The organism is Streptomyces sp. NBC_00029 (assembly GCF_045160505.1).
Classification (GTDB): domain Bacteria; phylum Actinomycetota; class Actinomycetes; order Streptomycetales; family Streptomycetaceae; genus Streptomyces.
This window is the reverse complement of sequence record NZ_CP108292.1, coordinates 2,520,001-2,543,818: the sequence shown is the minus strand read 5'-3', so window position 1 is coordinate 2,543,818 and position 23,818 is coordinate 2,520,001. Positions and strand designations below refer to the sequence as shown.

The following is a 23,818-nucleotide window of genomic DNA, read 5'->3' as shown; positions in this document are numbered from 1 at the left end:
TCGCGATCGGAGCCCTTGTGCCTACATCTTTCTGTAGGGACTCGACAGAGCCCGTCGCAAGGCCCTGTCGGGGGTCGATTCTCCGTAGGACGGCTGCGACCTATAGGTTTTTGGTATTCAAGACCGCTAGCGAAAGGGTGATCCGTTGAGCCGCTCGGTTCTCGTCACCGGAGGAAACCGGGGCATCGGCCTCGCCATCGCCCGAGCCTTCGCGGAGGCCGGCGACAAGGTCGCGATCACGTTCCGGTCGGGTGAGCCGCCGGAGGCGCTCACCTCGCTCGGTGTTCTGGCGGTGCGGTGCGACATCACCGACTCCGAGCAGGTGGAGCAGGCCTACAAGGAGATCGAGGAGAAGCACGGCGCGGTCGAGGTCCTCGTGGCCAACGCCGGCATCACCAAGGACACGCTGCTGATGCGCATGTCCGAGGAGGACTTCACCTCGGTCCTCGACACGAACCTCACCGGCACGTTCCGGGTGGTCAAGCGCGCGAACCGCGGCATGCTCCGTGCCAAGAAGGGCCGCGTCGTCCTGATCTCCTCGGTCGTCGGGCTCATGGGCTCGGCGGGCCAGGCCAACTACGCCGCCTCCAAGGCCGCGCTGGTCGGCTTCGCCCGTTCCCTCGCCCGCGAGCTGGGCTCCCGCAACATCACTTTCAACGTCGTCGCCCCCGGCTTCGTGGACACCGACATGACGAAGGTGCTCACGGACGAGCAGCGCGCGGGCATCGTGGCTCAGGTGCCGCTCGCCCGCTACGCGCAGCCCGAGGAGATCGCGGCAGCCGTCAGCTTCCTGGCGTCCGACGACGCCGCGTACATCACAGGAGCCGTCATTCCCGTTGACGGCGGATTGGGCATGGGTCACTGATCACCATGAGCGGAATTCTCGACGGCAAGCGCATCCTCATCACCGGGGTGCTGATGGAGTCGTCCATCGCCTTCCACACCGCCAGGCTGGCCCAGGAGCAGGGCGCCGAGGTCATCCTCACCGCGTGGCCCCGCCCGAGCCTGACCGAGCGCATCGCCAAGAAGCTGCCCAAGCCGGTCAAGGTGATCGAGCTCGACGTCACCAACGACGAGCACCTCGCCCGCCTGGAGGGCCTCGTCCGTGACGAGCTCGGCGGCCTCGACGGCGTCGTGCACTCGATCGGCTTCGCACCGCAGGACGCCCTCGGCGGCAACTTCCTGAACACCCCGTTCGAGTCGGTGGCCACCGCCATGCACGTCTCGGCGTTCTCGCTGAAGTCGCTGGCCATGGCCTGCAAGCCGCTGTTCCCGGAAGAGGGCGCGGCCATCGTCGGCCTCACCTTCGACGCGCAGTTCGCCTGGCCGCAGTACGACTGGATGGGCCCGGCCAAGGCGGCCCTGGAGGCCACCAGCCGCTACCTCGCCCGTGACCTGGGCAAGGACAACATCCGCTGCAACCTGGTCTCGGCCGGTCCGATCGGCTCGATGGCCGCGAAGTCCATCCCGGGCTTCGGCGAGCTGGCCGAGGTCTGGAACAGCCGCTCCATGCTGCAGTGGGACATGAGCGACCCGGAGCCGACGGGCAAGGGCGTCGTGGCCCTGCTGTCCGACTGGTTCCCGAAGACCACCGGCGAGATCGTCCACGTGGACGGCGGCCTGCACGCGATGGGTGCCTGATCCCCGATCGGCTCTCCCGTGTCCGTACGGCGGCGGCCGCGCTTCCCCTCCGGGAGGCGCGGCCGTCGCCGTTCCGCGTTCCGCGGGGCCCGCTCGATCGCATGTTCACCGGCCGACCGGATCTTCCCGAGTCGAAAACCGGGACAGATGCCTGCAAACTGACGATGCCGGGATCTTCTCGGCTCCTGCGGGGAGGAGGTAGGAGTGCGCGCGAGACCGAGCCGAGTCGTATCCGTGCTGGTCACCTCCGTGATCGTGACCGGACTCCTGGTCCCCGGAGCGGCCGCGCAGCCCGTGGAGGACGAGAGCGTGCCCGGCCCCGAGGCGGTGGCCCCGGCCGTCGTGGAGCTCGCCGACCTTCCCGCCGAGCCTCCCGCCCAGCCCGCGCCGCTCGCCGGCGGTGAACTCTTCGGCGCCGATTGCGACACCGCGATCCAGGGCTCGCAGGTCACGGCGTACTGCCACAACGCCTACCCGGAGACCGACCAGGTGCGGCTGCACGTCGAGTGCGACCGCTGGTGGGACGTGGACGGCGACGGCGTCGCCGTGACCGTCGGGCCGGCCGGCCGGGTCGAGCTCGTCGGCCGCTGCTGGAAAGAGGTCCGCTCGGCCTGGGTCAGCCACCGGCGCCCGTGAGCGGGCCCCGGTCCTCCTGCGGGTTCCCGCCGAGACAGGCGAAGGGGTAGCCCGCCGCCTCAGAGGCCGCCGCGTCCCCGTCCCCCCGCCGGATCGCCTCGATCAGCCGCGCGTGGTCCAGGTGCGCGGAAGGGTGCAGTTCGGTGCCGACGTCCGCCCGCAGCCAGTCGGCCACCAGGTCGCCGAGGTCCGCGTACAGCTCGATCAGTACGTCGTTGTGCGAGGCCGTCACCACCGCCATGTGCAGGCTCACGTCCGCCGCCACGAAGACCTCCGCGTCCCCGCCCGCCCAGGCCTCCTCCCGGCGCGCCAGCAGGGCGTCCAGCTGTACCAGGTCCCGCTCGGTGCGCCGCTCCGCCGCCAGCCGGGCCGCCGAGGACTCCAGCGTCGACCGCAGTTCGGCGATGTGCCGCGGCTGGGCCCCGGCGAAGCGGCGGTGCATGACACCGGCCAGCTCGCTGGTGGCGATGACGTACGTACCCGAGCCCTGCCGGATGTCCAGGAGGCCGTTGTGCGCCAGCGCCCGCACGGCCTCGCGCACCGTGTTGCGGGCGACGCCGAGCAGCTCGACGAGCTCGGGCTCGGTCGGGATGCGGGCGCCGACCGGCCACTCGCCGGAGGTGATCTGGTTCCGCAGCTGGGCGATCACCTGATCGACGAGCGCGGAGCGCCGGGGCGAGGTCAGCGGCATGGGTTCCTCTCGAGAGCGACTGGACAACCAATCATCCCATGATTCTATGATGGTTGAATGGCCGACGAAGAAATCCAGACCATGAACCGCCCGGCGGTCGTGCGCACCGCCCCTGACCAGCACCTTCCTGCTGCCGCTCAGGGCGCCCCGACCTGGCTCGGTCCGGTGCTCATCGTCGGAATCGTGCTGGCCGCCCTCAACCTGCGGCCCGCCATCACCAGCCTCGGCGCCCTCTTCGAGGAGACCCGCACGGGTCTCGGCATGAGCGGCACGGTCGCCGGACTGATCACCTCCGTCCCGGCACTCTGCTTCGCCGTCTTCGGCGTCACCGCGCCCCGCCTCTCCCGCCGCTTCGGCCCGGCCGCCGTCGTCTGCGCCGGCATGGCCGCCGTCGCCACCGGCCTGCTGATCCGCCCCTTCGCGACCGGCGCCACCGGCTTCCTCGCCGCCAGCGCCCTCTCGCTGGCCGGCATAGCCCTCACCAACGTGCTGCTCCCGGTGATCGTCAAGCGCTACTTCCCGGACCGCGTCGGCACCATGACCGGCCTGTACTCCATGTCCCTGGCCGCCGGCACCTCGCTCGCCGCCGCCGCGACCGTCCCGCTGACCGGCGCCCTCGGCGGCAGCTGGCGCACCGGCCTGCTGGTCTGGGCCGTGCTCGCCCTGGTCGCCGTACTGCCCTGGCTGCCCGTCGCCCGCGCCTCCCGGCGGGCCGACCGAGCGGCCGAGACCGCCGCGGCCGCGTCCGGCGCACGGTCCGGCGCGGGCGCCGACACCGGCCCGCGGGTCGTCCGCAGCCGCACCGCATGGGCCCTGGCCTGCTACTTCGGCCTCCAGGCCACCGGCGCCTACATCACCATGGGATGGCTCCCGCAGATCTTCCGCGACGCCGGGGTCTCCGCCTCCACCGCCGGCGTGCTGCTCGCCGTCACCATGGTCATGGGCGTCCCGCTCGCCTTCGTCATCCCGGGCCTGGCCGCCCGGATGAAGAACCAGGGCGCCATCGCCGTCACCCTCGGCCTCTTCGGCCTCACCGGCTACCTCGGGCTCTACTTCGCCCCCGCCGCCGGAGCCTGGGCCTGGGCGCTCCTGCTCGGCATCTCCAACTGCGCCTTCCCCCTCGTCATCACCCTCATCGGGCTGCGCGCCAAGTCCCCGGCCGGCGTGGTCAAGCTCTCCGCCTTCGCCCAGAGCACCGGCTACCTCATCTCCATCCCCGGCCCGCTCGTCATCGGCGCCCTCTACCAGCACAGCGGGGGCTGGGACCTGCCGCTCGCCCTGATGGCCGGCCTGCTCGTCCCGCAGATCGCGCTCGGCGTCCTCGCCGGACGGGACCGCACGATCGAGGACGAATGCGGCATGCGAGACTGACCTGCATGTCGCCCGTACTTGAACCGAACCCGCAGGACGGCCGTAAGAAGCTCGGCCTCGTGCTCGGCGCGATCCTCGCCGTGACCGTGATCATCTCCGTCATCGCCACGATCGCCTCCCCGTGAACCCGCTCCCCCGGGAGGGTGGGGCTAACCCCACCACCCCCTAGGGGGTAATGCTCAGGGTGAAGTGGGGTGCGCCCCGGATGGGAACCGCCGGCCCGGATCCATAGATTCGTAGGCAGCGAGTCAGTCCGGTCCACACCCACGGAGGCGGCCATGTCGGCCCCCACGCACACCAGGCCCCTCCCGTCGGGCCCGTCCCGCCCCCGCGCCCGCGCGGCCACCCGCGCCAGCACCCGGCTGCACTGGTGGGCGCTGGCCCTGCCCGCCCTCGCCTTCGGGCTCCTGCTGCTGCTCCTCGCCGGATCCGGCGAGGCCCACGCCGCCACCGGCGAGGTCCCGGGCCTCGTCCAGGTCGCCGAGCAGCTCCTGCGCGCCGTCGGCTGACCTCCCGCGCGCCCCTCGACCGGGAGGGTGAGCCCCCCCAACACCCTGCGCCCCATGGCTCGTTTCATGCGAAGCTGGGAGTCATGAGCGCCGACACACCCCGCAGGATCGCCCTCCTCCGGCACGCCAAGGCCGACTGGCCCGAGGTGTCCGACCACGATCGCCCGCTCGCGGAACGAGGCCGCAAGGACGCGCCGGCCGTCGGTCTGAAGCTCGCCGAAACCGGCATCGTCTTCGACCTGGCCCTGTGCTCCACCGCCGCCCGCACCCGCGAAACCTGGAAGCTCGCCGTCCAGGAGATGCCGCACCGGCCGAAGACGCACTACGAGGAGAGGCTCTACGACGCCTCGCTGGGCGAGCTCATCGCCCTGCTCAACGAGACCTCCGACGAGGTCGCGGACCTCCTCGTCATCGGGCACAACCCCGGTATGCACGCCCTCGCCGACGCCCTCTCCGGGCGCTCGGAGGGCGACACCCTCGCGCGGATGACCCGTACGGGGTTCCCGACCGCGGCCCTCGCCGTGGTCTCCTTCACCGGATCGTGGAAGTCCGTGGAGCACGGTGTGGGCACACTGCTCGACTACTGGACCCCCAAGGGCCTCTGACCGGACGCCCCGCGAGACCGGTGGGCCTGCGACACCGCCGGCCCCACGACACCAGCGGGCCCCGGCAGCCGATGCGGCTGCCGGGGCCCGCTCGTGCGGGTGCGGGGGTCAGGCCAGGTCGGCGGCCTCGATCTCCTCACGGGTGATCCCGAGCAGGTACAGCACCGCGTCGAGGAAGGGCACGTTCACCGCGGTGTGCGCGGCCTCGCGGACCACCGGCTTGGCGTTGAACGCCACGCCCAGCCCGGCCGCGTTCAGCATGTCCAGGTCATTGGCGCCGTCACCGATGGCCACCGTCTGGGACAGCGGTACGTCGGCCTCCGCGGCGAAGCGGCGCAGCAGCCGGGCCTTGCCCGCCCGGTCCACGATCTCGCCGGTGACCTTGCCCGTCAGCTTCCCGTCGACGATCTCCAGGGTGTTGGCCGAGGCGAAGTCCAGCCCCAGCCGCTCCCGCAGATCGTCCGTCACCTGGGTGAAGCCGCCGGAGACCACGCCCACCTGGTAGCCGAGCCGCTTGAGCGTGCGGATCAGGGTCCGCGCGCCCGGGGTGAGCTGCACCTCGGCACGGACCTTGTCCACGACGGACGCGTCCAGGCCCGCGAGCAGCGCCACCCGGGCGTGCAGCGACTGCTCGAAGTCCAGCTCGCCGCGCATGGCCCGTTCGGTGACCTCGGCGACCTCGGCCTCGCACCCGGCGTGCGCGGCGAACAGCTCGATGACCTCGTCCTGGATGAGGGTCGAGTCCACGTCCATGACGACCAGGCGCTGGGCCCGGCGGTGCAACCCGGCCGAAACCACGGCCACATCCACACCGATGTGCGCGGACGCGGTGGCCAGCGCGGTGCGCAGCGGCTCGGTCTCGACGCCGGAGACGGCGAACTCCACCGCCGTCACCGGGTACTTGGCGAGGCGGAAGATACGGTCGATATTGCCGCCGGTCGCGGTGATCCGGGCTGCGATGGCGGCCGTGGACTCGGCGGTGAGCGGGTGTCCGAGCACGGTGACGTGCGAGCGGCCGACGCCGCGCGGCCGGTTGTCACCGGTACCGGAGAGGATCTCGGCCTGCATCTTGAGGGACTCGGCCCAGCTGTGGACGGTGGCCCGCAGGTCGCCCTCGGCGCCGTTGGCGGGCTTGGTGACGAGGGCGCACAGGACGATGCGGCCACGGGTGACGACCTGCTCGATGTCGACGACGTCGACGGAGTAGGCGGCGAGGGTGTCGAACAGCCCGGCGGTGATCCCGGGACGGTCCTTGCCGAAGATCTTGACGAGGAGTGTGGGGACGTCGGAGGTCTGCGATGCGCTCATGGTGCCCTCACCGTATCTTCCCGGCCCACATGACAGGACCCCCGTCCCACTTCCTGAACGTACCGGTCGCCCGGCCGGGCGGGCCGACGGGTCACCTCTGCCCGGGCGGCTTCGGCGGCCCCGGCGGTCCGGGGGGCCTCGGGGGAGGCGGCGGGGCGCCCGGCGGCGGGGGCGGGGTGAAGGGCGGCCGGTGCGCGGTCCGCGCGGGCCTCGGCGGGCGCGGCGGCATCCCGGTGACCGTCACGTCCCAGGAGACGTCCGGATCCAGGTACGGGTTCGCCCACCCGGGCGGCGGCCCCTGCCCGCCCCGGCCGGCCGGGCCGCTCGCGTACGGGGCCGTGGGCGCATCCGGGGCCGGGACCTGCGGCCACCCCCGCCGGCCCGCTCCGCCGTCCCCGGCAGCCGGATCCGCCGCCCGCCGCCGACGGGTCAGCAGCGCGCCCGCCCCACCGGCCAGCGCACCCCAGAGCGCGCCCAGCACCAGCGCGTACGACACGTCCCCCCGCAGCTCCACCCCCACGTCCACCGGGCCCAAACCCGGCACCGCCGGAGAGGCTCCCCCGGCCGAGAACCCCGTCAGCCGCACCAGCAACGCCAGCGTCACCGCGGTGACCGCAGACAGCCGCGCCGCACACCCGGGGATCCCGCGCACGGGCGTCCGTACGGCGGCCAGCACCCCCGCGGCGAGCAGCAGCAGGGCCGCCCCCGCGACCAGCAGCCAGACCCGCTCGTCGTACGCGGCGAGCCCCGCCATCGTCACCTGCTCCCGCGCGGAGCCGGCCAGCAGATCGTCCAGCGGATCGGGCAGCAGCCCGGCCGGCGCCCCCGTGACCCCGCCGCGCAGCGGCACGAACAGCCCCAGCAGCACCCCCAGCCCGCTTCCGTTCGGCGCCCCCAGCAGCGCCCCGCCCAGCACCCGCCGGGGATGCTCGTCGCCCAGCGCCGCCCACACCGCCGCGGCCCACGCGGCCGCCACCGAGACCAGCAGCACCGTCACCGCGGCCGAGACGGCCGGACGCAGCCGGGCCGTCGCCGCCGGCCCGTGCCGTGAGACCAGCAGCGCGAGAGCCAGTACGGCGAGCACCCACACCCCCGCACCCAGCAGGGTCGGCCCGGTCTGCACCGCGAACCCGACCCGGGTCCGGGTCCCGATCAGGTCCCCGACGCGGTCGGGGAGCAGCCCGCCGATGTCCCCGATCCCCGGGATCTCGACCTTCGCCGGGGTCCTCGGCAGCGGCGTCGTCCCGTCGAGGGTGACCATGTCGTGCCCGGCCCACGCCAGAGCGCCCGCCGTCGCGACGAACAGCGCCGCGAGAGCCGCCACCCTGGCCGCGGTCTCGCCGTGGCCCGCCCCGGCCCGCAGCGAACGCAGGAACAGGAACGCCAGGACCAGCGCCCCGGCCAGCGACACTCCCAAGGGCATCACGTCCAGGGAGGCTTCGGCGCTCGCCCCCGTGACTCCGAGGACCGAGACGTCACCCGAGGGGGTCACGGTTCCGCCGACCGCGAGGGCCACGGCGGCGGCCGTCATCGCCGCGAGCGAGCCTCCCGCCGCGTCGGCGCCCAGCAGGTGCAGGCCGAGTCCGGCCACCCCGGCCATCACGATCAGGGCCCAGCCCACGGCGGCGACGGCGGACAGCAGCACGTCTCCCCAACGGATGCGGCGCATACGGTGAACCCCCGATGCCTACCGAGCGGTACGCGACGGGACCACCGGGCGAGAAGTCCCGTATCTCACTCTCCGGGTGACTTTCGACCCCGTCAACGGGCAGACGTAGACGCCCCGGCAAGGCCCGGATTCCACATACGGCGGTGGGCCTGAAATAGTTCCCCCGGATGTTCGCCATCCCTAGACTCCCTGACGTCATGGGGGATTCTCGGGGGACTTAAGTGGGGCTGGAGTGCCGGAACTCGTACTGGAATTGAATGGAAGGACCTGGACGCTCGATCCGTCCAGGTCGTACTCGCTGGGGCGCGACCCCCAGGGAGACGTGGTGATCGACGATGCCCGGGTGTCGTGGCGGCATGCCACCATCACCTGGAACGGCCGGGGTTGGGGCATCGAGGACCACGGCAGCACCAACGGCACCTACGTGCACGGGGCCAGGGTCCAGCAGACCGAGCTCGTGCCCGGCACGCCGGTCCACCTGGGCAACGCGACGGACGGACCGAGGCTGAACCTGAGCGCCGCAGCCGCGCCGCAGCCCGCCGTGGCCCAGCAGGCCCCGGCGCAGGCGTACGCCCAGCCGCAGGCCCCGGCCTACCAGGCCCCGCAACAGCAGCAGCCCCAGCAGCAGGCCTGGGAACAGCAGCAGCAGTACGCGCAGCCGCAGCAGCAGCCGCAGGCCCACCTCCCGCACCAGCAGGGCGGCGGCGCGGCCCGTCCGGCGCAGGGCGGAGCCCCGGCCTACGGCGACCGCAGCCCGACGACGTTCCACCAGCTCTCGCTGGGCCACGTCATGCGGATCGGCCGTGCGCTGGAGAACGAGCTGGTGGTCTCCGACCTCCAGGTCTCCCGCCACCACGCCGAGTTCCGCTCGATGCCCGGCGGCCGCTTCGAGATCCACGACCTCGGCAGCCACAACGGCACCTACGTCAACGGCCAGCCGCTGGCGAAGTCCGGCACCGCGCTGCTCGGCCCGAACGACATCGTCGGCGTCGGCCACTCGACGTTCCGGATCGTCGGCGACCGCCTCGAGGAGTTCGTCGACACCGGCGAGGTCTCCTTCTCGGCCCGCCACCTCACGGTCACGGTCGACGGCGGCAAGCAGATCCTCAAGGACGTCACCTTCGGCGTGCCGGAGAAGTCGCTGATCGGCGTCATCGGACCGTCGGGCTCCGGCAAGTCCACCCTGCTCAAGGCGCTGACCGGCTACCGGCCCGCCGACCAGGGCGACGTCCTCTACGACAACCGCAACCTGTACAAGCAGTTCGCGGAGCTCCGCCAGCGCATCGGCCTGGTCCCGCAGGACGACATCCTGCACAAGGAGCTGAAGGTCAGCACGGCCCTGAAGTACGCGGCCAAGCTCCGCTTCCCGGGCGACACCGCCGAGTCCGAGCGCGCCGCCCGTGTCGACGAGGTGCTGCGCGAGCTCAAGCTCGACATCCACAAGGACAAGAAGATCACCTCGCTCTCGGGTGGTCAGCGCAAGCGCGTGTCCGTGGCCCTGGAGCTGCTCACCAAGCCCTCGCTGATCTTCCTGGACGAGCCCACCTCGGGCCTCGACCCGGGCATGGACCGCGACGTCATGCAGCTGCTGCGCGGCCTCGCCGACGACGGCCGCACCGTCCTCGTCGTGACCCACTCGGTCGCCGAGCTGGCCATCTGCGACAAGCTGCTGGTCATGGCCCCGGGCGGTTCGGTCGCCTACTTCGGCCCGCCGGACGAGGCGCTGAACTTCTTCGGCTACACCACGTGGGCGGACGTGTTCTCGGCCTTCGAGAACTACCGCGACTACGACTGGGCCGGCCGCTGGAAGGGTTCGCAGCACTACCAGCTGTACGCCGCCGACATCGACGCCGTCGCCCCGCAGTCGGTCGCGATGCCGCCCGCCCAGCAGATGCGCCCGCCGAAGCCGCAGGGCTGGGGCTCGCAGCTGTGGACGCTGATCCGCCGCTACGTCTCGGTGATCGCCTCCGACAAGGGCTTCATCGGCCTGATGCTGATCCTGCCCGCCGTCCTCGGCGTGGTCTCCACGGTCATCCCCGCGAAGTTCGGGCTCGCCCCGCCCGTGGCCCCGTCCCGCTTCAACGGCGACGCGGGCACGATCATGCTGATCCTCGCGGTCGGCATGTGCTTCTCGGGCGCCGCCAACTCGGTCCGTGAGCTGATCAAGGAACGGGTCATCTACGAACGCGAGCGGGCCACCGGCCTGTCGCGCTCGGCCTACCTCATGTCGAAGGTGATCGTCCTCGGCGTCATCACGGCCATCCAGGGCGTGATCATCTGCGGGATCGGCTTCTACCCGCGCGACCTGCCCGCCGAGGGCCTGCTCATGCCGCCCGCGGTGGAGATCTGCCTGTCGGTGATCGCGCTCGGCTTCACGTCGATGATGTTCGGCCTGGTGATCTCCTCGCTGGTGAAGACCGCCGAGAAGACCATGCCGCTGCTGGTCATGTTCGCGATCGTCCAGGTCGTCTTCACCGGCATCCTCTTCCAGGTGTACGACTCCCCGGGTCTGGAGCAGTTCGCCTGGCTGATGCCGTCCCGCTGGGCCATCGCCGCCGCGGGCACCACCTTGAACCTCGGCGCGCTGATGCCGCCGTGGGACGCCGACAACCCGACCAACACCGACCCGCTCTGGGACGCCACCGTCGGGCAGTGGAGCCTGAACATCACCATCCTGCTGCTCCTCGGCATCGCCTGCGGCTTCGCGGTCCAGCGCCTGCTGCGCCGCCACGAGCCCGAGGTCATGCGCGCGGGCAAGTAGCAGGACCCGGGCGGGCGGGCGGAACGACCGCACGCGTGCACGGCAAACGCCTCAGGGCGGCATCCGGAAGTCCGGGTGCCGCCCTGAGGCGCATGGGGTCTGGCTACGCCAGGGCCTAGTAGGCGCTGTTGACGTTGTCCATGGAGCCGTAGCGGTCGGCCGCGTAGTTGCAGGCGGCGACGATGTTGGCGACCGGGTCGTACTGGTCGAACTTGGTGCCCTTGACGTGGTACGCCTTGAAGGTCGGAAGGATGACCTGGAGCAGACCCTTGCTGGGGATGCCGTTCTGGGCGTTGATGTCCCAGTTGTTGATCGCCATCGGGTTACCGCTGGACTCACGCATGATGTTCTTGTGGATTCCGGCGTAGGTGCCCGGAATGCCCTCCTTCTTCATGATGAAGAGGGCTTCCTTGATCCAGCCGTCGAGGTTGTTCGCGAAGACCGGGGTGCGGGCGGCGGAACGGCTGGCGGCAGCCTTCTGCTCGCGGGCCTTCTTCGCGGCGGCCTCGGCCTTGGCCTTGGCGTCGGCGGCGGCGGCGTCGGCCTTGATCTTGGCCGCGGCCTTCGCGTTGGCGTCGGCGATGACCTGCTGTGCGGAGAGGTGGCCCTGCAGCGTCTTCGTCTGCGCGCCACCCACGGCCTGGGTCCAGGCGACGGGGGCGACGGCGACCGTCTCGACCTCACCGGCGTCGGCCGGGACGAGGGAGAAGGCGACGGCGGCGGCGCTCAGCGTGGCGACACCGGCGATGGACAGCTTGTGTGCCTTCGTCAGACGACTGTGACCAGGGGTGCGGGAAGCAGACATGGCGGGGCAACCTCTTCGAATAGCGGGAGTCGCAGGAAGGCGCTTTGTGGATCCGGGGATCCGCGGTGCTGTGCGACGGGAGCAATTCTTAGCGGCGGCAAAATCCTGTGGCAAAGGTGTGACGTACGATCCCGCTTAGTGGATCACGCACCGGCGCCGAGGCCCCATTTCGGGCCCCGGCGCTAGGTGGGACAGCGCTGACAGGGTCTTTATCCGTCCACTAGGCGGCTTCGTAAGTGATGTGGGTCCTATGTGCGGGGTCACATCGGGCATGTTGCGGTCTCACCGTGCGTTGCTTCAGCAATGCGGTTGGTTACGGATCTCATCCTTGAGTAGCAGATGGACGTCCCCGAACTCGTGCCAGAGGCAGAGACGGGCCAGTGCCTCGGCATACCCGAGCCGTACGGCGTCCCGCCCAGCGACCGCCTCCAGCATCTGCAGATGGGACGCGCCGGGCTCGTGCAGCCCGGTCAGCAGCCCGTCCACCACGCGTACCCCGCGCTCGGGGGTCACCACCAGATCGGTCCACCCGGCGGCCGGGCGCACCCGCCCGGCTTCGTCCGCGGCCGACTCCAGGGCCCGTACCGCCGTGGTCCCCACCGCGATCACCCTCCCGCCGGTGGCCCGGGCCGCGTTCACCAGCCCCGCCGTCGTGGGGGAGACCTCGTACCGTTCCGGGTACGGCGGCTCGTGCGACTCCTGCGAGGCCACCCCCGTGTGCAGGACCAGCGGGGCGAACTGAACCCCCCGGCTCACCAGCCGCGCCACCAGCTCTGCGGTGAAGGGCCGGCCCGCGCTCGGCATCTCCGCCGAGCCCGACCCGTCGGCGGCCGGCACCGCGAACACCGTCTGGTGGGCCGAGAGCGGCTGGTCCCGCTCCGTGTACGCGTACCGGATCGGCCGCCCGAACGCGCGCAGCAGCGCCGGCACCTCGTACGGCGCGGGGAGCGGCCGTGCCCACCACAGCCGGTCCGCTCCCGCCGCCAGCGGCTCCTCCAGGAGCAGGCGGCCCCCGTCCGGCAGCTCCACCACCGCCCCGGCCGGGCCCCCGGGGCGCGGCCGGGTCGTGCCCCCGCCTGCCGGGGTGCGCAGCTCCACCGCCCAGCGGCCGCCGTCGCCCCGGGTGGAGAAGTGCACGACCAGGTCCTCGCCGCCCAGCCGGGCGTCCACGGCGGCCGCCAGTGTGGTCGAGGTGTTCACCACCAGCACGTCCCCGGGCCGCATCAGCTCCGGCAGCTCCCGGAAGGGGTGCAGGGACACCGGTTCGCCGCCCCGGGAGACCAGGAGCCGCACGGCATCCCGCCCCAGCCCGGGGCCCCGCTGCTCGGCCGGAACCCGGGCCAGCAATTGAGGGGGTATGTCCGTTATATACAGTCCTGTTTTCTGCAGGACCCGGCGCCCGCTCACCGCCCGGCCCCCACACCCGTCCCGGCGCCCGCTTCAACACCCGGGTCCGCACCCGCTTCCACGTCCGCTTCCACGTCCGCCCCCGTGCCTGCTTCGGCGCCCGGCTCCGAGGCCGCCCCGGGGGTGGTCCGCGCCGCCAGCTCCTCGGCCGTGTACCGCCCGCTCGGCAGCCCGAGCTCCACCAGCCGCAGCAGCGCCGGAGCCACCTCCTGGGGCGTCGGCAGCCCCGTCAGGTCCTCGCCGGGCTCGGCCGCCGCCATCATCCGCGTCCGCATCGACCCCGGGTCCGCCCACCACACCCGCAGCCCCGGCTCCTCCACCGCCAGCACGGCCGACACCAGATCCCCGGCCGCCTTCGTCGCTCCGTACGCCCCCCACGTCGCGTACGGCACCACCGCCGCGTCCGAGCTGATGTTCAGCACCGCGCCCACGCCCGCCCGCGAGGCCCGCAACAGCGGCAGTCCCTCCTGGACCAGCCCCAGCGGCCCCACCACATTGACCTCGAAGGCTTCGCGCAGCCCGCCCAGCGCATGCTCCGCCAGCGGCACCAACGGCTCGGCCCCGAGCACCCCCGCGTTGTTCACCAGCAGGTCCAGCCCGCCCAGCTCCCGCGCCGCGGCCACCAGCGCCGCCCGGTGCGCCGCCGAGGACACGTCACCGGCCAACGCCACCACCCGCCCGCCGGTGGGCCGCCCGAGCCCTGCCGCGGTCTCCTCCAGCGCCGCCGCACCCCGTGCGCTCAGCACCAGGTCCCAGCCCCGCGCCGCCAGCTCCCCGGCCAGCGCCCGGCCGAGCCCCCTGGACGCCCCCGTCACGATCGCCACCGACATGACAACACCCTCGCCTTCCGTTCCGATCAGCAGATGCCTCCAACCTAGGAACGGGCCACCCCCTGCCGCGTCGGCCACGAGCCCCACCCGCGCACGTCCGTTGGACCTACGTCCGAGGCCCGATCCCGCAGGTCACGGCCCCGGGTACGGTGAGGCCATGACCGGTAGCCCCCCGCACGGCGAGCCCACCGGCGGCCTGGCCGCCGTGAGCACCGCACTGCTCGCCATGAGCCGCCGCCTGGAGGTCCGCGACGTCCTGCGCACGATCGTCGCCTCCGCCCGAGAGCTCCTGAACGCCGAGTACGCGGCCCTGGGCGTCCCGGACGACCACGGCGGCTTCGCCCAGTTCGTCGTGGACGGCGTCAGCGCCGAGCAGTGGCGCCGGATCGGCCCGCTGCCCCGCCAGCACGGCATCCTCGCCGCGATGCTCCACGAAGAGGGCCCCGAGCGACTGGCCGACGTACGCGAGGACCCGCGCTTCGAGGGCTGGCCGTCCGCCCACCCGGACATGGCCGACTTCCTGGGCATGCCCGTACGCGACGGCGAGGAGACCCTCGCCGCCCTCTTCCTCGCGAACAAGCGCAGCGACGCCCCGGGCGGCGGGCAGGGCTTCACGGACGAGGACCAGGAACTCCTCTCCCTCCTCGCCCAGCACGCGGCGATCGCCCTCACCAACGCCCGGCTCTACGAGCGCAGCCGCGAGCTCACCATCGCCGAGGAGCGCTCCCGGCTCGCCCACGAACTGCACGACGCCGTCAGCCAGAAGCTCTTCTCGCTCCGTCTCACCGCCCAGGCCGCCGCCGCCCTCGTCGACCGCGACCCGGACCGGGCCAAGGACGAGCTCCAGCAGGTGGCCGCCCTGGCCGCGGAGGCCGCCGACGAACTGCGCGCCGCCGTGACCGAGCTGCGCCCGGCCGCCCTGGACGAGGACGGGCTGGTCGCCACCCTGCGCACGCACGTCCACGTACTGGACCGCGCCCACACCGCGCACGTCACCTTCACCTGTGACGGCGTACGGGCCCTGCCCGCGACCCAGGAGGAAGCCCTGCTCCGCGTCGCCCAGGAGGCCCTCCACAACGCCCTGCGCCACTCGGGCGCCGACCGCGTCGAGGTCACCCTCGCCCGGACCCCCGCCGGGGGCGCCGTCCTGAAGGTCCTCGACACCGGCAGCGGCTTCGACCCCCGGACCGTCCGCCGGGCGGGCCGCCACCTGGGTCTGGTCTCCATGCGGGACCGCGCGAGCGGCGTCGGCGGCCGGCTCGCCGTGCACTCGGAGCCCGGACGGGGCACCACGATCGAGATGGAGGTCCCCGGTGGCTGACAGCACCGGCCGCGGCAGCGGCAACGGCATCCGTGTACTGCTGGTCGACGACCACCAGGTGGTCCGGCGGGGCCTGCGCACCTTCCTGGAGATCCAGGAGGACATCGAGGTGGTCGGCGAGGCATCGGACGGCGAGGAGGGCATCACCCACGCCGAGGAACTTCGGCCGGACGTGATCCTCATGGACATCAAGATGCCGGGCACGGACGGCATCGGGGCGCTGCGCAGGCTGCGCGAGCTGGCGAATCCGGCCCGGGTGCTGATCGTCACCAGCTTCACGGAGCAGCGGACCGTGGTCCCCGCCCTGCGGGCCGGCGCGGCGGGATACGTCTACAAGGACATCGACCCCGACGCGCTGGCGGCGGCGATCCGCTCCGTCCACGCGGGCCACGTCCTCCTCCAGCCGGAGGTGGCCCTCGCCCTGCTCTCCCAGGACGAGCAGGGCTCTTCGGCGGGCCGGCCCGGCTCGCTGACCGACCGGGAACGCGAGGTCCTCGGCCTGATCGCCGACGGCCGCTCCAATCGGGAGATCGCCCGCGCCCTGGTCCTGTCCGAGAAGACGGTCAAGACCCACGTCTCGAACATCCTGATGAAGCTGGACCTCTCCGATCGGACCCAGGCCGCGTTGTGGGCGGTCAGGCACGGAATCGCCGAGTGATCAGAGGTAAATCGGATCGTCTCGCTCCGGACTGAGATTCATACGGTCGGGTGTATGTAGCCCACATGGCGTATCCCGAACACCGGCCGGCCGTTCTCCATGGCGTGCCGCGACGGCTGGTCGCGGCAGACGCACTGGAGGACGAGAACGTGAAGAACTTCAAGAAGGCCGCAGCCGTCACCATGATCGCGGGCGGCCTCCTCGCCGCCGGCGCCGGTGTCTCCTCGGCGCACGGCGGTGCGTCGGCGGAGGGCGAGGCCCTGAACTCGCCCGGCGTGGCCTCCGGGAACCAGGTCCAGGTCCCCGTGCACGTCCCCGTGAACGTGGTCGGCAACACCGTCAACGTGATCGGTCTGCTGAACGGCGCCTTCGGCAACACCGGCGTGAACGCCTGACCCCACCCCGACCTGCGGCCCCGCTTCCCCCTCTCCCCTGGAAGCGGGGCCGCGTCGGTGCATCCGGGGGCCGTCGCGCACCCCCGGCGCGAGCCTCACCCCGCAGCGCCACCGGCAGCCCTAGCTTTGCCCGCATGACGAGGAACCGGCACATCGCAGGACGGACCACCGCCGTGCTCTGCGCGACGATCGCCCTGACGGGACTGGCGGCCGCCCCGCCCGAGCGGCTCGGTCCTCTCGTCTACGTCGCGAACCTCCACTCCGACACGGTCTCGGTCGTCGACACCCGCGCCGGTACCGTCGTGGACAGCATCCCCGTGGGGGACGGACCCGACAGCGCGGCCCTCAGCCCCGACGGCTCCCGCCTCTACGTCACCGACTCGGCGGCGGACACCGTCTCCGTGGTCGACACCCGCACCAGGGCGGTCGTCGAAACCGTCGGAGTCGGGCGCGAACCGAGCAGGGTGACCGTCTCCCCGGACCACAGGAGCGTCTACGTGGCGAACGTCGGCGCGGGCACCGTGTCGGTGATCAGCGCCCGCACCCTCGCCGTCACGGACACCATCGCCGTGGGCGACGCACCTCTGGGCCTGGTGGTGACACCGGACGGCCGCACCCTGTACGTCGCCAACGCCGGCGCCGACAGCGTCTCGGTGGTCCGCACCGACACCGGCACGGTCACCGGCGCCTTCCGTGTCGGCGGCGGACCCACCGCCCTGGCCCTCGCCCCGGACGGCCGCCACCTCTACGTCTCCAACCTGACCTCGGACGACGTGTCGGTGGTCGACACCCGGAACGGCACGGAGACCGACCGCATCCCGGTCGGCGACCAACCCACCGGCATCGGGGTCCTGCCGGACGGCCGCCGCGTCTACGTCGCCAACCTCGGGTCGGACGACGTGTCGGTGATCAGCACCCGCAGCCGCACCGTCACGGACACCGTCCCCGTGGGCGACGGCCCCAACGGCCTCGCCGTCGGCCCGGACGGCTGCACCGTCCACGTCAGCAACTTCGAGTCGGACACCCTGTCGGTGATCGACACCAGCACGTCCGCGACGGCCACCGTCCCGGTGGGAGACGGCCCGACCGGCGTCGCGGCGCACGCACTCGGCCCCGCCGGCGCTTGAGGCGCGGGGTCCGGGGCGGAGCCCCGAAAGCCCGGGCGCAGCCCGCGGCCGCCCGCGCATCGACCCCGGCCCCGGGCGACCCGGGGCTCAGCCCCGCTCGCGCGCCTCGACGGCCGAGTTGTACGCCGCCACGAGCGCCCGCCGGGCGACCCGCTCGACCGGCCGCAACGCCTCCGCCCGCGCCGCCATCTCCGAGGCGGCCACCGCACCCCCGTGCCCGTTCTCGTACGCCAGCGACACCATCAGGTCCACCCGCTGCGCCAGCGCCAGCACCCGCACCGCCCGCGGCGGATACCCCGGCGCCAGCGCTTCCCGGCCGGCCTCCGCCCGCGCCCGGTACGCCGACAGCGCGGCCTCCGCCACCGGCCCCGACCCCGCCACGTCCAGCCGGGTCAGCACCTCGGTCGCCTCGCGCAGCGCCTCCGCCAGCTCCCGCTCCGCCTCGCTCAGCGAGGGCACGTCCGCCGGCGGAGCCTCCCGTACCGGCAGCACGTGCCAGGTCACCGACACGTGCACGTCCCCGGGCGGCCCGGCCTCGGACACCTCCGGCACCAGACCCAGCGCCGAGCCCACCGCGACGACCGCCTCCTCGGCCTCCAGCGCCCGCGCATTGAACTCCGGCGGCCCGCTCAGCCCCAGCGGATGCCCGGGCGCCGGCAGCGCCACCCGCAGCCCCGTCGCCCCCAGCGCCCGCAGGCGGCCGAGCGCCAGGGTGAGCCCCACCGGGCCCGACTCATCCGGCAGCCCCTCCACCCGGTGCACGGCGTCCTCGCCCACGATCGACAACACGGCCTCGTCGGGCGAGACCAGACCGGCCAGCAGTGCGTTCCCCCAGGCGGCCAAGCGCCCTGAACGTGGTTCGAAAAGCATCCCCCTACTTTACGGATCGGCCCCGGCACCGGGCCCCGGCCCCGGAGGCCTCTCCGAGTGGCGTAGGTTTTCCCCTGGGGCTGCGTCTACCGGCGCACAGAGAGCCGAACCGTGACTGCAAGGGGTGACAACACGCTCATGAGCGATGTTCTGGAGCTGGTGGACGTATCCGTGGTCCGCGAGGGCCGGGCTCTGGTGGACCAGGTCTCCTGGTCGGTGAAGGAGGGGGAGCGCTGGGTGATCCTCGGCCCCAACGGCGCCGGCAAGACCACACTGCTGAACCTCGCCTCCAGCTACCTCTTCCCCACCAAGGGCACCGCCACCATCCTCGGCAGCACCCTCGGCAAGGTGGACGTCTTCGAGCTGCGCCCCCGCATCGGTGTCGCCGGCATCGCGATGGCCGACAAGCTGCCCAAGCGGCAGACCGTCCTGCAGACCGTCCTCACCGCCGCCTACGGCATGACGGCCACCTGGCAGGAGGAGTACGAGGAGGTCGACGAGCAGCGCGCCCGCGCCTTCCTCGACCGCCTCGGCATGACCGAGTACCTCGACCGCAAGTTCGGCACCCTCTCCGAGGGCGAGCGCAAGCGCACGCTGATCGCCCGCGCGCTGATGACCGACCCGGAGCTGCTGCTCCTCGACGAGCCCGCCGCCGGTCTCGACCTCGGCGGCCGCGAGGACCTCGTACGCCGCCTCGGCCGCCTCGCCCGCGACCCGCTCGCCCCGTCGATGGTCATGGTCACGCACCACGTCGAGGAGATCGCCCCCGGCTTCACCCACGTCCTGATGATCCGTCAGGGCAAGGTCGTCACCGCGGGCCCGATCGACCTCGAACTGACGTCCCGCAACCTCTCCCTCTGCTTCGGCCTCCCGCTGGTCGTCGAGCGCAACGGGAGCGACCGCTGGACCGCCCAGGGCCTGCCGCTCGGTTAGGCCCCCGGCCGGACCGTCGCTCACGGGGTCCCGCACCCTGTCCCGACCGCGCCCACCCGACCTACCATGACCACGTGGACATCGACGCGTGGGTGTGGTGGCTCATCGGCGCGGTCGGACTGGGCATCCCCCTCGTCCTGACCGCCATGCCGGAGTTCGGCATGTTCGCCGTGGGCGCGGTCGCGGCCGCCGTCACGGCTGCCGTCGGCGGGGGAGTGGTGGCGCAGGTCCTGGTCTTCGTCATCGTGTCGGTCGCGCTGATCGCCGTCGTACGCCCGATCGCCAACCGGCACCGCGACCAGCGCCCCCAACACCGCAGCGGCATCGACGCGTTGAGGGGAAGAACCGCCGTCGTCCTGGAACGGGTCGACGGCAGCGGCGGCCGCATCAAGCTCGCCGGTGAAGTCTGGTCCGCGCGCACCCTCGACGCGGACACCAGTTTCGAGCCCGGCCAGTCCGTCGACGTCGTGGAGATCGACGGGGCGACCGCCGTCGTCATGTGACAACCAGCCTGCTCGCGGCCCCAAGGTCTGCGAGACTCCGATCAACGGGGCAGCACAGACAGCCGGAAGGGCACGGGGAACCGCATGCAACCGATCATCATCGTCCTGATCATTCTGGTGGTTCTGGTCTTCATCGCACTGGTCAAGACGATCCAGGTGATCCCGCAGGCCAGCGCCGCCATCGTCGAGCGGTTCGGCCGCTACACCCGCACCCTCAACGCGGGCCTCAACATCGTCGTCCCGTTCATCGACTCCATCCGCAACCGGATCGACCTCCGCGAACAGGTCGTACCGTTCCCGCCGCAGCCCGTCATCACCCAGGACAACCTGGTCGTCAACATCGACACCGTCATCTACTACCAGGTGACCGACGCGCGCGCCGCGACCTACGAAGTGGCCAGCTACATCCAGGCCATCGAGCAGCTCACCGTCACCACGCTCCGCAACATCATCGGCGGCATGGACCTGGAGCGGACCCTCACCTCCCGCGAGGAGATCAACGCGGCCCTGCGCGGCGTCCTCGACGAGGCCACCGGCAAGTGGGGCATCCGCGTCAACCGCGTCGAGCTCAAGGCCATCGAGCCGCCGACCTCCATCCAGGACTCGATGGAGAAGCAGATGCGCGCCGACCGTGACAAGCGCGCCGCGATCCTCCAGGCCGAAGGTGTCCGTCAGTCCGAGATCCTGCGCGCCGAGGGTGAGAAGCAGTCCTCCATCCTGCGCGCCGAAGGTGACGCCAAGGCCGCCGCCCTGCGCGCCGAGGGTGAAGCGCAGGCCATCCGTACGGTCTTCGAGTCCATCCACGCCGGCGACGCCGACCAGAAGCTCCTCGCCTACCAGTACCTCCAGATGCTCCCGAAGATCGCCGAGGGCGACGCCAACAAGCTCTGGATCGTGCCGAGCGAGATCGGCGACGCCCTCAAGGGCCTGTCCGGCGCCATGGGCAACTTCGGTCCCATGGGCGGCGGCTCGGGCTTCAACCCGGGGAACTCCGGCAAGGACGGCGCAGGCATCCCGGCCGCACGGGACAAGGACGGCGCGGAGCGCCGCGAACAGCCCCCCATCGACTGACCCGCCACCCCTTCCTGCATGATCGGTGAGGCCCCTCGACCTTCATGGCGGGGAGGCGACTCACTCATGCAAAGGGGATGGCACAGTCCATGTCCATCTGGGAATCACTCGCTGTCTTCGCCGCCGGCATCGGCGCGGGCACGATCAACACCATCGTCGGCTCCGGCACCCTGATCACCTTCCCGGTGCTGCTGGCCACGGGCCTGCCCCCGGTCACCGCCAACGTGTCCAACACCCTCGGCCTCGTGCCCGGTTCCATCAGCGGAGCCATCGGCTACCGCAAGGAGCTCCAGGGCCAGCGCTCCCGCATCCTGCGGCTCGGCTCCGTCTCCCTCGTCGGCGGACTCGCGGGCGCGATCCTGCTCCTCACCCTGCCGTCCGACTCCTTCGACACGATCGTGCCCGTCCTGATCGGACTGGCCCTCGTCCTCGTCATCCTCCAGCCGCGGCTCGCCGCCGCCCTGCGCCGACGCCAGGAAGCCGCCGGAGGCGACACCGGCCACCCCGACGGCGGACCGGCCCTGCTCGGCGGCATGCTGCTCTCCAGCGCGTACGGCGGCTACTTCGGCGCCGCTCAGGGCGTGCTCTACCTCGGCCTGATGGGCCTGCTGCTCCGCGAGGACATGCAGCGCATCAACGCCGTCAAGAACGTCATCGCCGCTCTGGTGAACGGCATCGCCGCCGTCCTCTTCCTCTTCGTCGCCGAGTTCGACTGGACGGCCGTCGTCCTCATCGCCGTCGGCTCGACCATCGGCGGCCAGATCGGCGCCAAGGTCGGCCGACGACTCTCGCCGACCGTCCTGCGGGCGGTCATCGTGACGGTGGGCATCCTCGCCATCGTCCAACTGCTCGTCAGCTGAGCGACGTAGCAGAACTACGTCGCCCAGCGCAGGCGTCTCCACCGAAAGCGGGGAATCCGCCTAGGCGGTGCGCTCCAGCCACTCCGGGAGCGCCTCCCGCCCGGCCACCCCCAGGGCCAGCAGCATCGCGTCCGCCGGCGACGGCACGAAGGGCTTCCGGAGGAGCGGCATCCCCGCCTCCTCCGGAGTCCGGGCCGCCTTGCGGTGGTTGTCCTCGGCGCAGGACGCCACCGTGTTCAGCCAGGTGTCGCCACCTCCCTGGGCCCGCGGCAGTACGTGGTCCACGGTCGTCGCGCGCTTCCCGCAGTACGCGCAACGGTGCTGGTCCCGGACCAGCACCCCCCTCCGCGACCAGGGAGCATGTCTTCGGAAGGGCACCCGGACGTACCTGCAGAGCCTGATCACCCTGGGCATCGGAAGATCCATGGTGGCCGCGCGCACACGCAGCTCGGGGTGCGACTGTTCGACGACGGCCTTGTCCTGGAGCACCAGGACCACAGCCCGGTTCAGGGTCACCGTCGACAGCGGCTCGAAGCTCGCATTCAGCACCAGCGTGTCCCGCATCTCGCCCACCTCCCGTGTGCAGGCCCGCGACCACCATGGCGGCAGGGCCCGCGACCACTCTGGCCGCGCGTGCCACGCGGGACAACGCAATAAAAATGCCCGGTCCTGGCCTTCTTTAGACCAGGACCGGGCAAACACCGGGAGAACGATCAGCCGACGGGCGCCTCGTACTCACCGATCAACTGGGCCCGCCCGAGCGTGTGAAAACGCAGATTGAACCCGACGACCGCCGGCGAGGCATCCGCACCCGGACCGAGCTTCGCCCGGTCGACCGCGTACACCGTGAACACGTAACGGTGCCGCTCCCCGGCGGGAGGCGCCGCCCCGCCGAAGTCGCGCGACCCGTAGTCGTTGCGCACGTGCACGGCCCCGGCGGGCAGCCCTTCGAACTTCCCGCTGCCCGCACCGGCCGGCAGCTCGGTCAGCGAGACCGGCAGATCGAAGAGCACCCAGTGCCAGAACCCGCTGCCCGTCGGCGCGTCCGGGTCGAAGCACGTGACGGCGAAGCTCTCCGTCCCCTCCGGGAAACCCTCCCACCGCAACTGCGGCGAGACGTTCCCACCCGAGTACACCTGCGCCTCGCCCAGATCGGCCCCGGGCGCGAGGTCCGTGCTGGTCACGGTGAAGGCGTGGACCTCGGGGTGGAAGTCGTGCGGAAGAGGCGGCCTGTTCTGCTCGGTCACTGCTGACCCTCCTGATCGCTCGCGGATACGGCTCCGAGCCTAGGACTGGCTAGAACCAGTTGCGCTGCGAACCCACAGAGGCGATCCACTGATTCAGGTACGCCGCCCAGTCAGTGTCCTGGTACGACTGCAGACCCACCTGGAAGCAGCGGTAGGTGTCACTGCCCTCGGTGAACAGACCCGGCTTCTTGTCCATCTCCAGAACGACGTCCATCTCCCGGCCGTCCGAGATGAAGGTGAGCTCGACCTGGTGCAGGCCGCGGTACTGCGACGGCGGCAGGAACTCGATCTCCTGGTAGAAGGGCAGCGACTGCCGCGTCCCACGGATGTGGCCGCGCTCCATGTCCGCACTGCGGAAGGTGAAGCCGAGCTGCCGGAAGGCGTCCAGGATCGCCTGCTGCGCCGGCACCGGGTGCACGTTGATCGGGTCGAGGTCGCCGGCGTCCACGGCGCGCGCGATCTCCAGCTCGGTGCTGACCCCGATGTTCATCCCGTGCAGGTGCTGACCCCCGAAGTGGGTGATCGGCGTCTCCCAGGGGATCTCCAGCCCGAACGGCACCACGTGAAGGGCGCCGGGCTGCACCTTGAAGGCACCGCCCA

The 23,818-nt window shown here is 71.9% G+C and carries 25 protein-coding genes and 1 pseudogene (1 of these 26 cut by a window edge); 16 read left to right on the top strand and 10 right to left on the bottom strand.

Annotation, left to right across the window (positions count from 1 at the left end):
• Positions 1-145 precede the first annotated feature (145 nt).
• The 3 genes from fabG to OG753_RS12215 all read left to right on the top strand — a co-directional run bounded on the left by fabG (position 146) and on the right by OG753_RS12215 (position 2,277).
• Positions 146-865 (top strand): 3-oxoacyl-[acyl-carrier-protein] reductase, encoded by a 720-nt coding sequence (gene fabG / locus OG753_RS12225; RefSeq protein ID WP_327261831.1) that lies wholly within the window; start codon positions 146-148, stop codon positions 863-865.
• Positions 866-870: 5 nt separating this feature from the next.
• Complete coding sequence (fabI, locus tag OG753_RS12220) at positions 871-1,641, top strand: enoyl-ACP reductase FabI (protein WP_327261830.1); 771 nt, start codon at positions 871-873, stop codon at positions 1,639-1,641.
• A gap of 327 nt (positions 1,642-1,968) precedes the next feature.
• Complete coding sequence (locus OG753_RS12215) at positions 1,969-2,277, top strand: hypothetical protein (RefSeq protein ID WP_405792622.1); 309 nt, start codon at positions 1,969-1,971, stop codon at positions 2,275-2,277.
• Here OG753_RS12215 and OG753_RS12210 read toward each other — a convergent pair.
• Positions 2,258-2,968 (bottom strand): FadR/GntR family transcriptional regulator, encoded by a 711-nt coding sequence (locus OG753_RS12210; protein WP_327261828.1) that lies wholly within the window; start codon positions 2,966-2,968, stop codon positions 2,258-2,260. The genes OG753_RS12215 and OG753_RS12210 overlap by 20 nt on opposite strands.
• 57 nt (positions 2,969-3,025) lie before the next feature.
• Between OG753_RS12210 and OG753_RS12205 the strand changes: the two genes are divergently transcribed.
• The 4 genes from OG753_RS12205 (at position 3,026) to OG753_RS12190 (ending at position 5,453) form a co-directional block, all read left to right on the top strand.
• On the top strand, positions 3,026-4,339 hold the full coding sequence (locus tag OG753_RS12205; RefSeq protein WP_405788403.1) for a CynX/NimT family MFS transporter: 1,314 nt from the start codon (positions 3,026-3,028) through the stop codon (positions 4,337-4,339).
• Between the two features lie 5 nt (positions 4,340-4,344).
• Positions 4,345-4,464, top strand: a complete 120-nt coding sequence (locus OG753_RS12200) for an SGM_5486 family transporter-associated protein (protein ID WP_327261826.1) — start codon at positions 4,345-4,347, stop codon at positions 4,462-4,464.
• A gap of 153 nt (positions 4,465-4,617) precedes the next feature.
• Positions 4,618-4,848: a hypothetical protein gene (locus tag OG753_RS12195; protein ID WP_327261825.1), complete on the top strand. Its 231-nt coding sequence runs from the start codon at positions 4,618-4,620 to the stop codon at positions 4,846-4,848.
• An 83-nt stretch (positions 4,849-4,931) separates the two neighbouring features.
• A complete protein-coding gene (locus OG753_RS12190) occupies positions 4,932-5,453 on the top strand; it encodes a histidine phosphatase family protein (protein WP_327261824.1) in 522 nt (173 codons plus the stop codon).
• Between the two features lie 108 nt (positions 5,454-5,561).
• Here OG753_RS12190 and serB read toward each other — a convergent pair whose 3' ends face one another.
• Positions 5,562-6,761 (bottom strand): phosphoserine phosphatase SerB, encoded by a 1,200-nt coding sequence (gene serB, locus OG753_RS12185; RefSeq protein WP_327261823.1) that lies wholly within the window; start codon positions 6,759-6,761, stop codon positions 5,562-5,564.
• Positions 6,762-6,852: 91 nt separating this feature from the next.
• On the bottom strand, positions 6,853-8,430 hold the full coding sequence (locus tag OG753_RS12180) for a streptophobe family protein (RefSeq protein WP_405788402.1): 1,578 nt from the start codon (positions 8,428-8,430) through the stop codon (positions 6,853-6,855).
• A 253-nt stretch (positions 8,431-8,683) separates the two neighbouring features.
• Here OG753_RS12180 and OG753_RS12175 point away from each other — a divergent pair, with 253 nt between their 5' ends.
• Positions 8,684-11,191, top strand: coding sequence for an FHA domain-containing protein (locus tag OG753_RS12175; protein WP_405792620.1), 2,508 nt, complete (start codon positions 8,684-8,686; stop codon positions 11,189-11,191).
• A 115-nt stretch (positions 11,192-11,306) separates the two neighbouring features.
• Here the strand turns inward: OG753_RS12175 and OG753_RS12170 are convergent, their stop codons facing one another.
• The 3 genes and pseudogenes from OG753_RS12170 to OG753_RS12160 form a co-directional block, all read right to left on the bottom strand.
• A complete protein-coding gene (locus OG753_RS12170; protein WP_327261821.1) occupies positions 11,307-11,996 on the bottom strand; it encodes a transglycosylase SLT domain-containing protein in 690 nt (229 codons plus the stop codon).
• 297 nt (positions 11,997-12,293) lie between these two features.
• Positions 12,294-13,403 carry an S-adenosylmethionine:tRNA ribosyltransferase-isomerase gene (locus tag OG753_RS12165; protein WP_405788400.1) on the bottom strand — a complete coding sequence of 370 codons (1,110 nt, stop codon included), beginning with the start codon at positions 13,401-13,403 and terminating at the stop codon, positions 12,294-12,296.
• 137 nt (positions 13,404-13,540) lie between these two features.
• A pseudogene (locus OG753_RS12160) lies at positions 13,541-14,233 on the bottom strand (SDR family NAD(P)-dependent oxidoreductase); the annotation flags it as partial.
• A gap of 157 nt (positions 14,234-14,390) precedes the next feature.
• Here OG753_RS12160 and OG753_RS12155 point away from each other — a divergent pair.
• From OG753_RS12155 to OG753_RS12140, 4 genes are all read left to right on the top strand, one after another.
• Positions 14,391-15,554 carry a GAF domain-containing sensor histidine kinase gene (locus OG753_RS12155; RefSeq protein ID WP_405788398.1) on the top strand — a complete coding sequence of 388 codons (1,164 nt, stop codon included), beginning with the start codon at positions 14,391-14,393 and terminating at the stop codon, positions 15,552-15,554.
• The gene (locus OG753_RS12150; RefSeq protein WP_327261819.1) at positions 15,547-16,212 is read left to right on the top strand and encodes a response regulator transcription factor; all 666 of its coding nucleotides are present in this window, start codon (positions 15,547-15,549) and stop codon (positions 16,210-16,212) included. The genes OG753_RS12155 and OG753_RS12150 overlap by 8 nt, the downstream gene beginning before the upstream one ends.
• Positions 16,213-16,361: 149 nt before the next feature.
• On the top strand, positions 16,362-16,607 hold the full coding sequence (locus OG753_RS12145; protein WP_030012639.1) for a chaplin: 246 nt from the start codon (positions 16,362-16,364) through the stop codon (positions 16,605-16,607).
• Positions 16,608-16,741: 134 nt separating this feature from the next.
• Positions 16,742-17,734 carry a beta-propeller fold lactonase family protein gene (locus OG753_RS12140; protein ID WP_405788397.1) on the top strand — a complete coding sequence of 331 codons (993 nt, stop codon included), beginning with the start codon at positions 16,742-16,744 and terminating at the stop codon, positions 17,732-17,734.
• 87 nt (positions 17,735-17,821) lie between these two features.
• Here OG753_RS12140 and OG753_RS12135 read toward each other — a convergent pair whose 3' ends face one another.
• The gene (locus tag OG753_RS12135; RefSeq protein ID WP_405788395.1) at positions 17,822-18,604 is read right to left on the bottom strand and encodes a hypothetical protein; all 783 of its coding nucleotides are present in this window, start codon (positions 18,602-18,604) and stop codon (positions 17,822-17,824) included.
• A 138-nt stretch (positions 18,605-18,742) separates the two neighbouring features.
• Here OG753_RS12135 and OG753_RS12130 point away from each other — a divergent pair, with 138 nt between their 5' ends.
• The 4 genes from OG753_RS12130 to OG753_RS12115 all read left to right on the top strand — a co-directional run bounded on the left by OG753_RS12130 (position 18,743) and on the right by OG753_RS12115 (position 21,971).
• The gene (locus OG753_RS12130) at positions 18,743-19,537 is read left to right on the top strand and encodes an ABC transporter ATP-binding protein (protein ID WP_327261816.1); all 795 of its coding nucleotides are present in this window, start codon (positions 18,743-18,745) and stop codon (positions 19,535-19,537) included.
• Positions 19,538-19,611: 74 nt separating this feature from the next.
• Positions 19,612-20,040, top strand: coding sequence for an NfeD family protein (locus tag OG753_RS12125; protein ID WP_327261815.1), 429 nt, complete (start codon positions 19,612-19,614; stop codon positions 20,038-20,040).
• A gap of 84 nt (positions 20,041-20,124) precedes the next feature.
• The gene (locus tag OG753_RS12120; RefSeq protein ID WP_327261814.1) at positions 20,125-21,111 is read left to right on the top strand and encodes an SPFH domain-containing protein; all 987 of its coding nucleotides are present in this window, start codon (positions 20,125-20,127) and stop codon (positions 21,109-21,111) included.
• Positions 21,112-21,200: 89 nt separating this feature from the next.
• Positions 21,201-21,971 (top strand): sulfite exporter TauE/SafE family protein, encoded by a 771-nt coding sequence (locus OG753_RS12115; protein ID WP_327261813.1) that lies wholly within the window; start codon positions 21,201-21,203, stop codon positions 21,969-21,971.
• 60 nt (positions 21,972-22,031) lie between these two features.
• Here the strand turns inward: OG753_RS12115 and OG753_RS12110 are convergent, their stop codons facing one another.
• The 3 genes from OG753_RS12110 to OG753_RS12100 form a co-directional block, all read right to left on the bottom strand.
• Entirely contained in the window at positions 22,032-22,535 is a 504-nt protein-coding gene (locus OG753_RS12110) for an HNH endonuclease (RefSeq protein WP_327261812.1), read from the bottom strand.
• Positions 22,536-22,684: 149 nt separating this feature from the next.
• Positions 22,685-23,218 (bottom strand): YbhB/YbcL family Raf kinase inhibitor-like protein, encoded by a 534-nt coding sequence (locus OG753_RS12105; RefSeq protein ID WP_327261811.1) that lies wholly within the window; start codon positions 23,216-23,218, stop codon positions 22,685-22,687.
• A gap of 49 nt (positions 23,219-23,267) precedes the next feature.
• On the bottom strand, positions 23,268-23,818 hold the 3' portion of the coding sequence (locus OG753_RS12100) for a sporulation protein (protein WP_327261810.1). It continues 232 nt past the right edge of the window; only the last 551 of its 783 coding nucleotides appear in the window; the start codon falls outside the window, past its right edge; its stop codon occupies positions 23,268-23,270.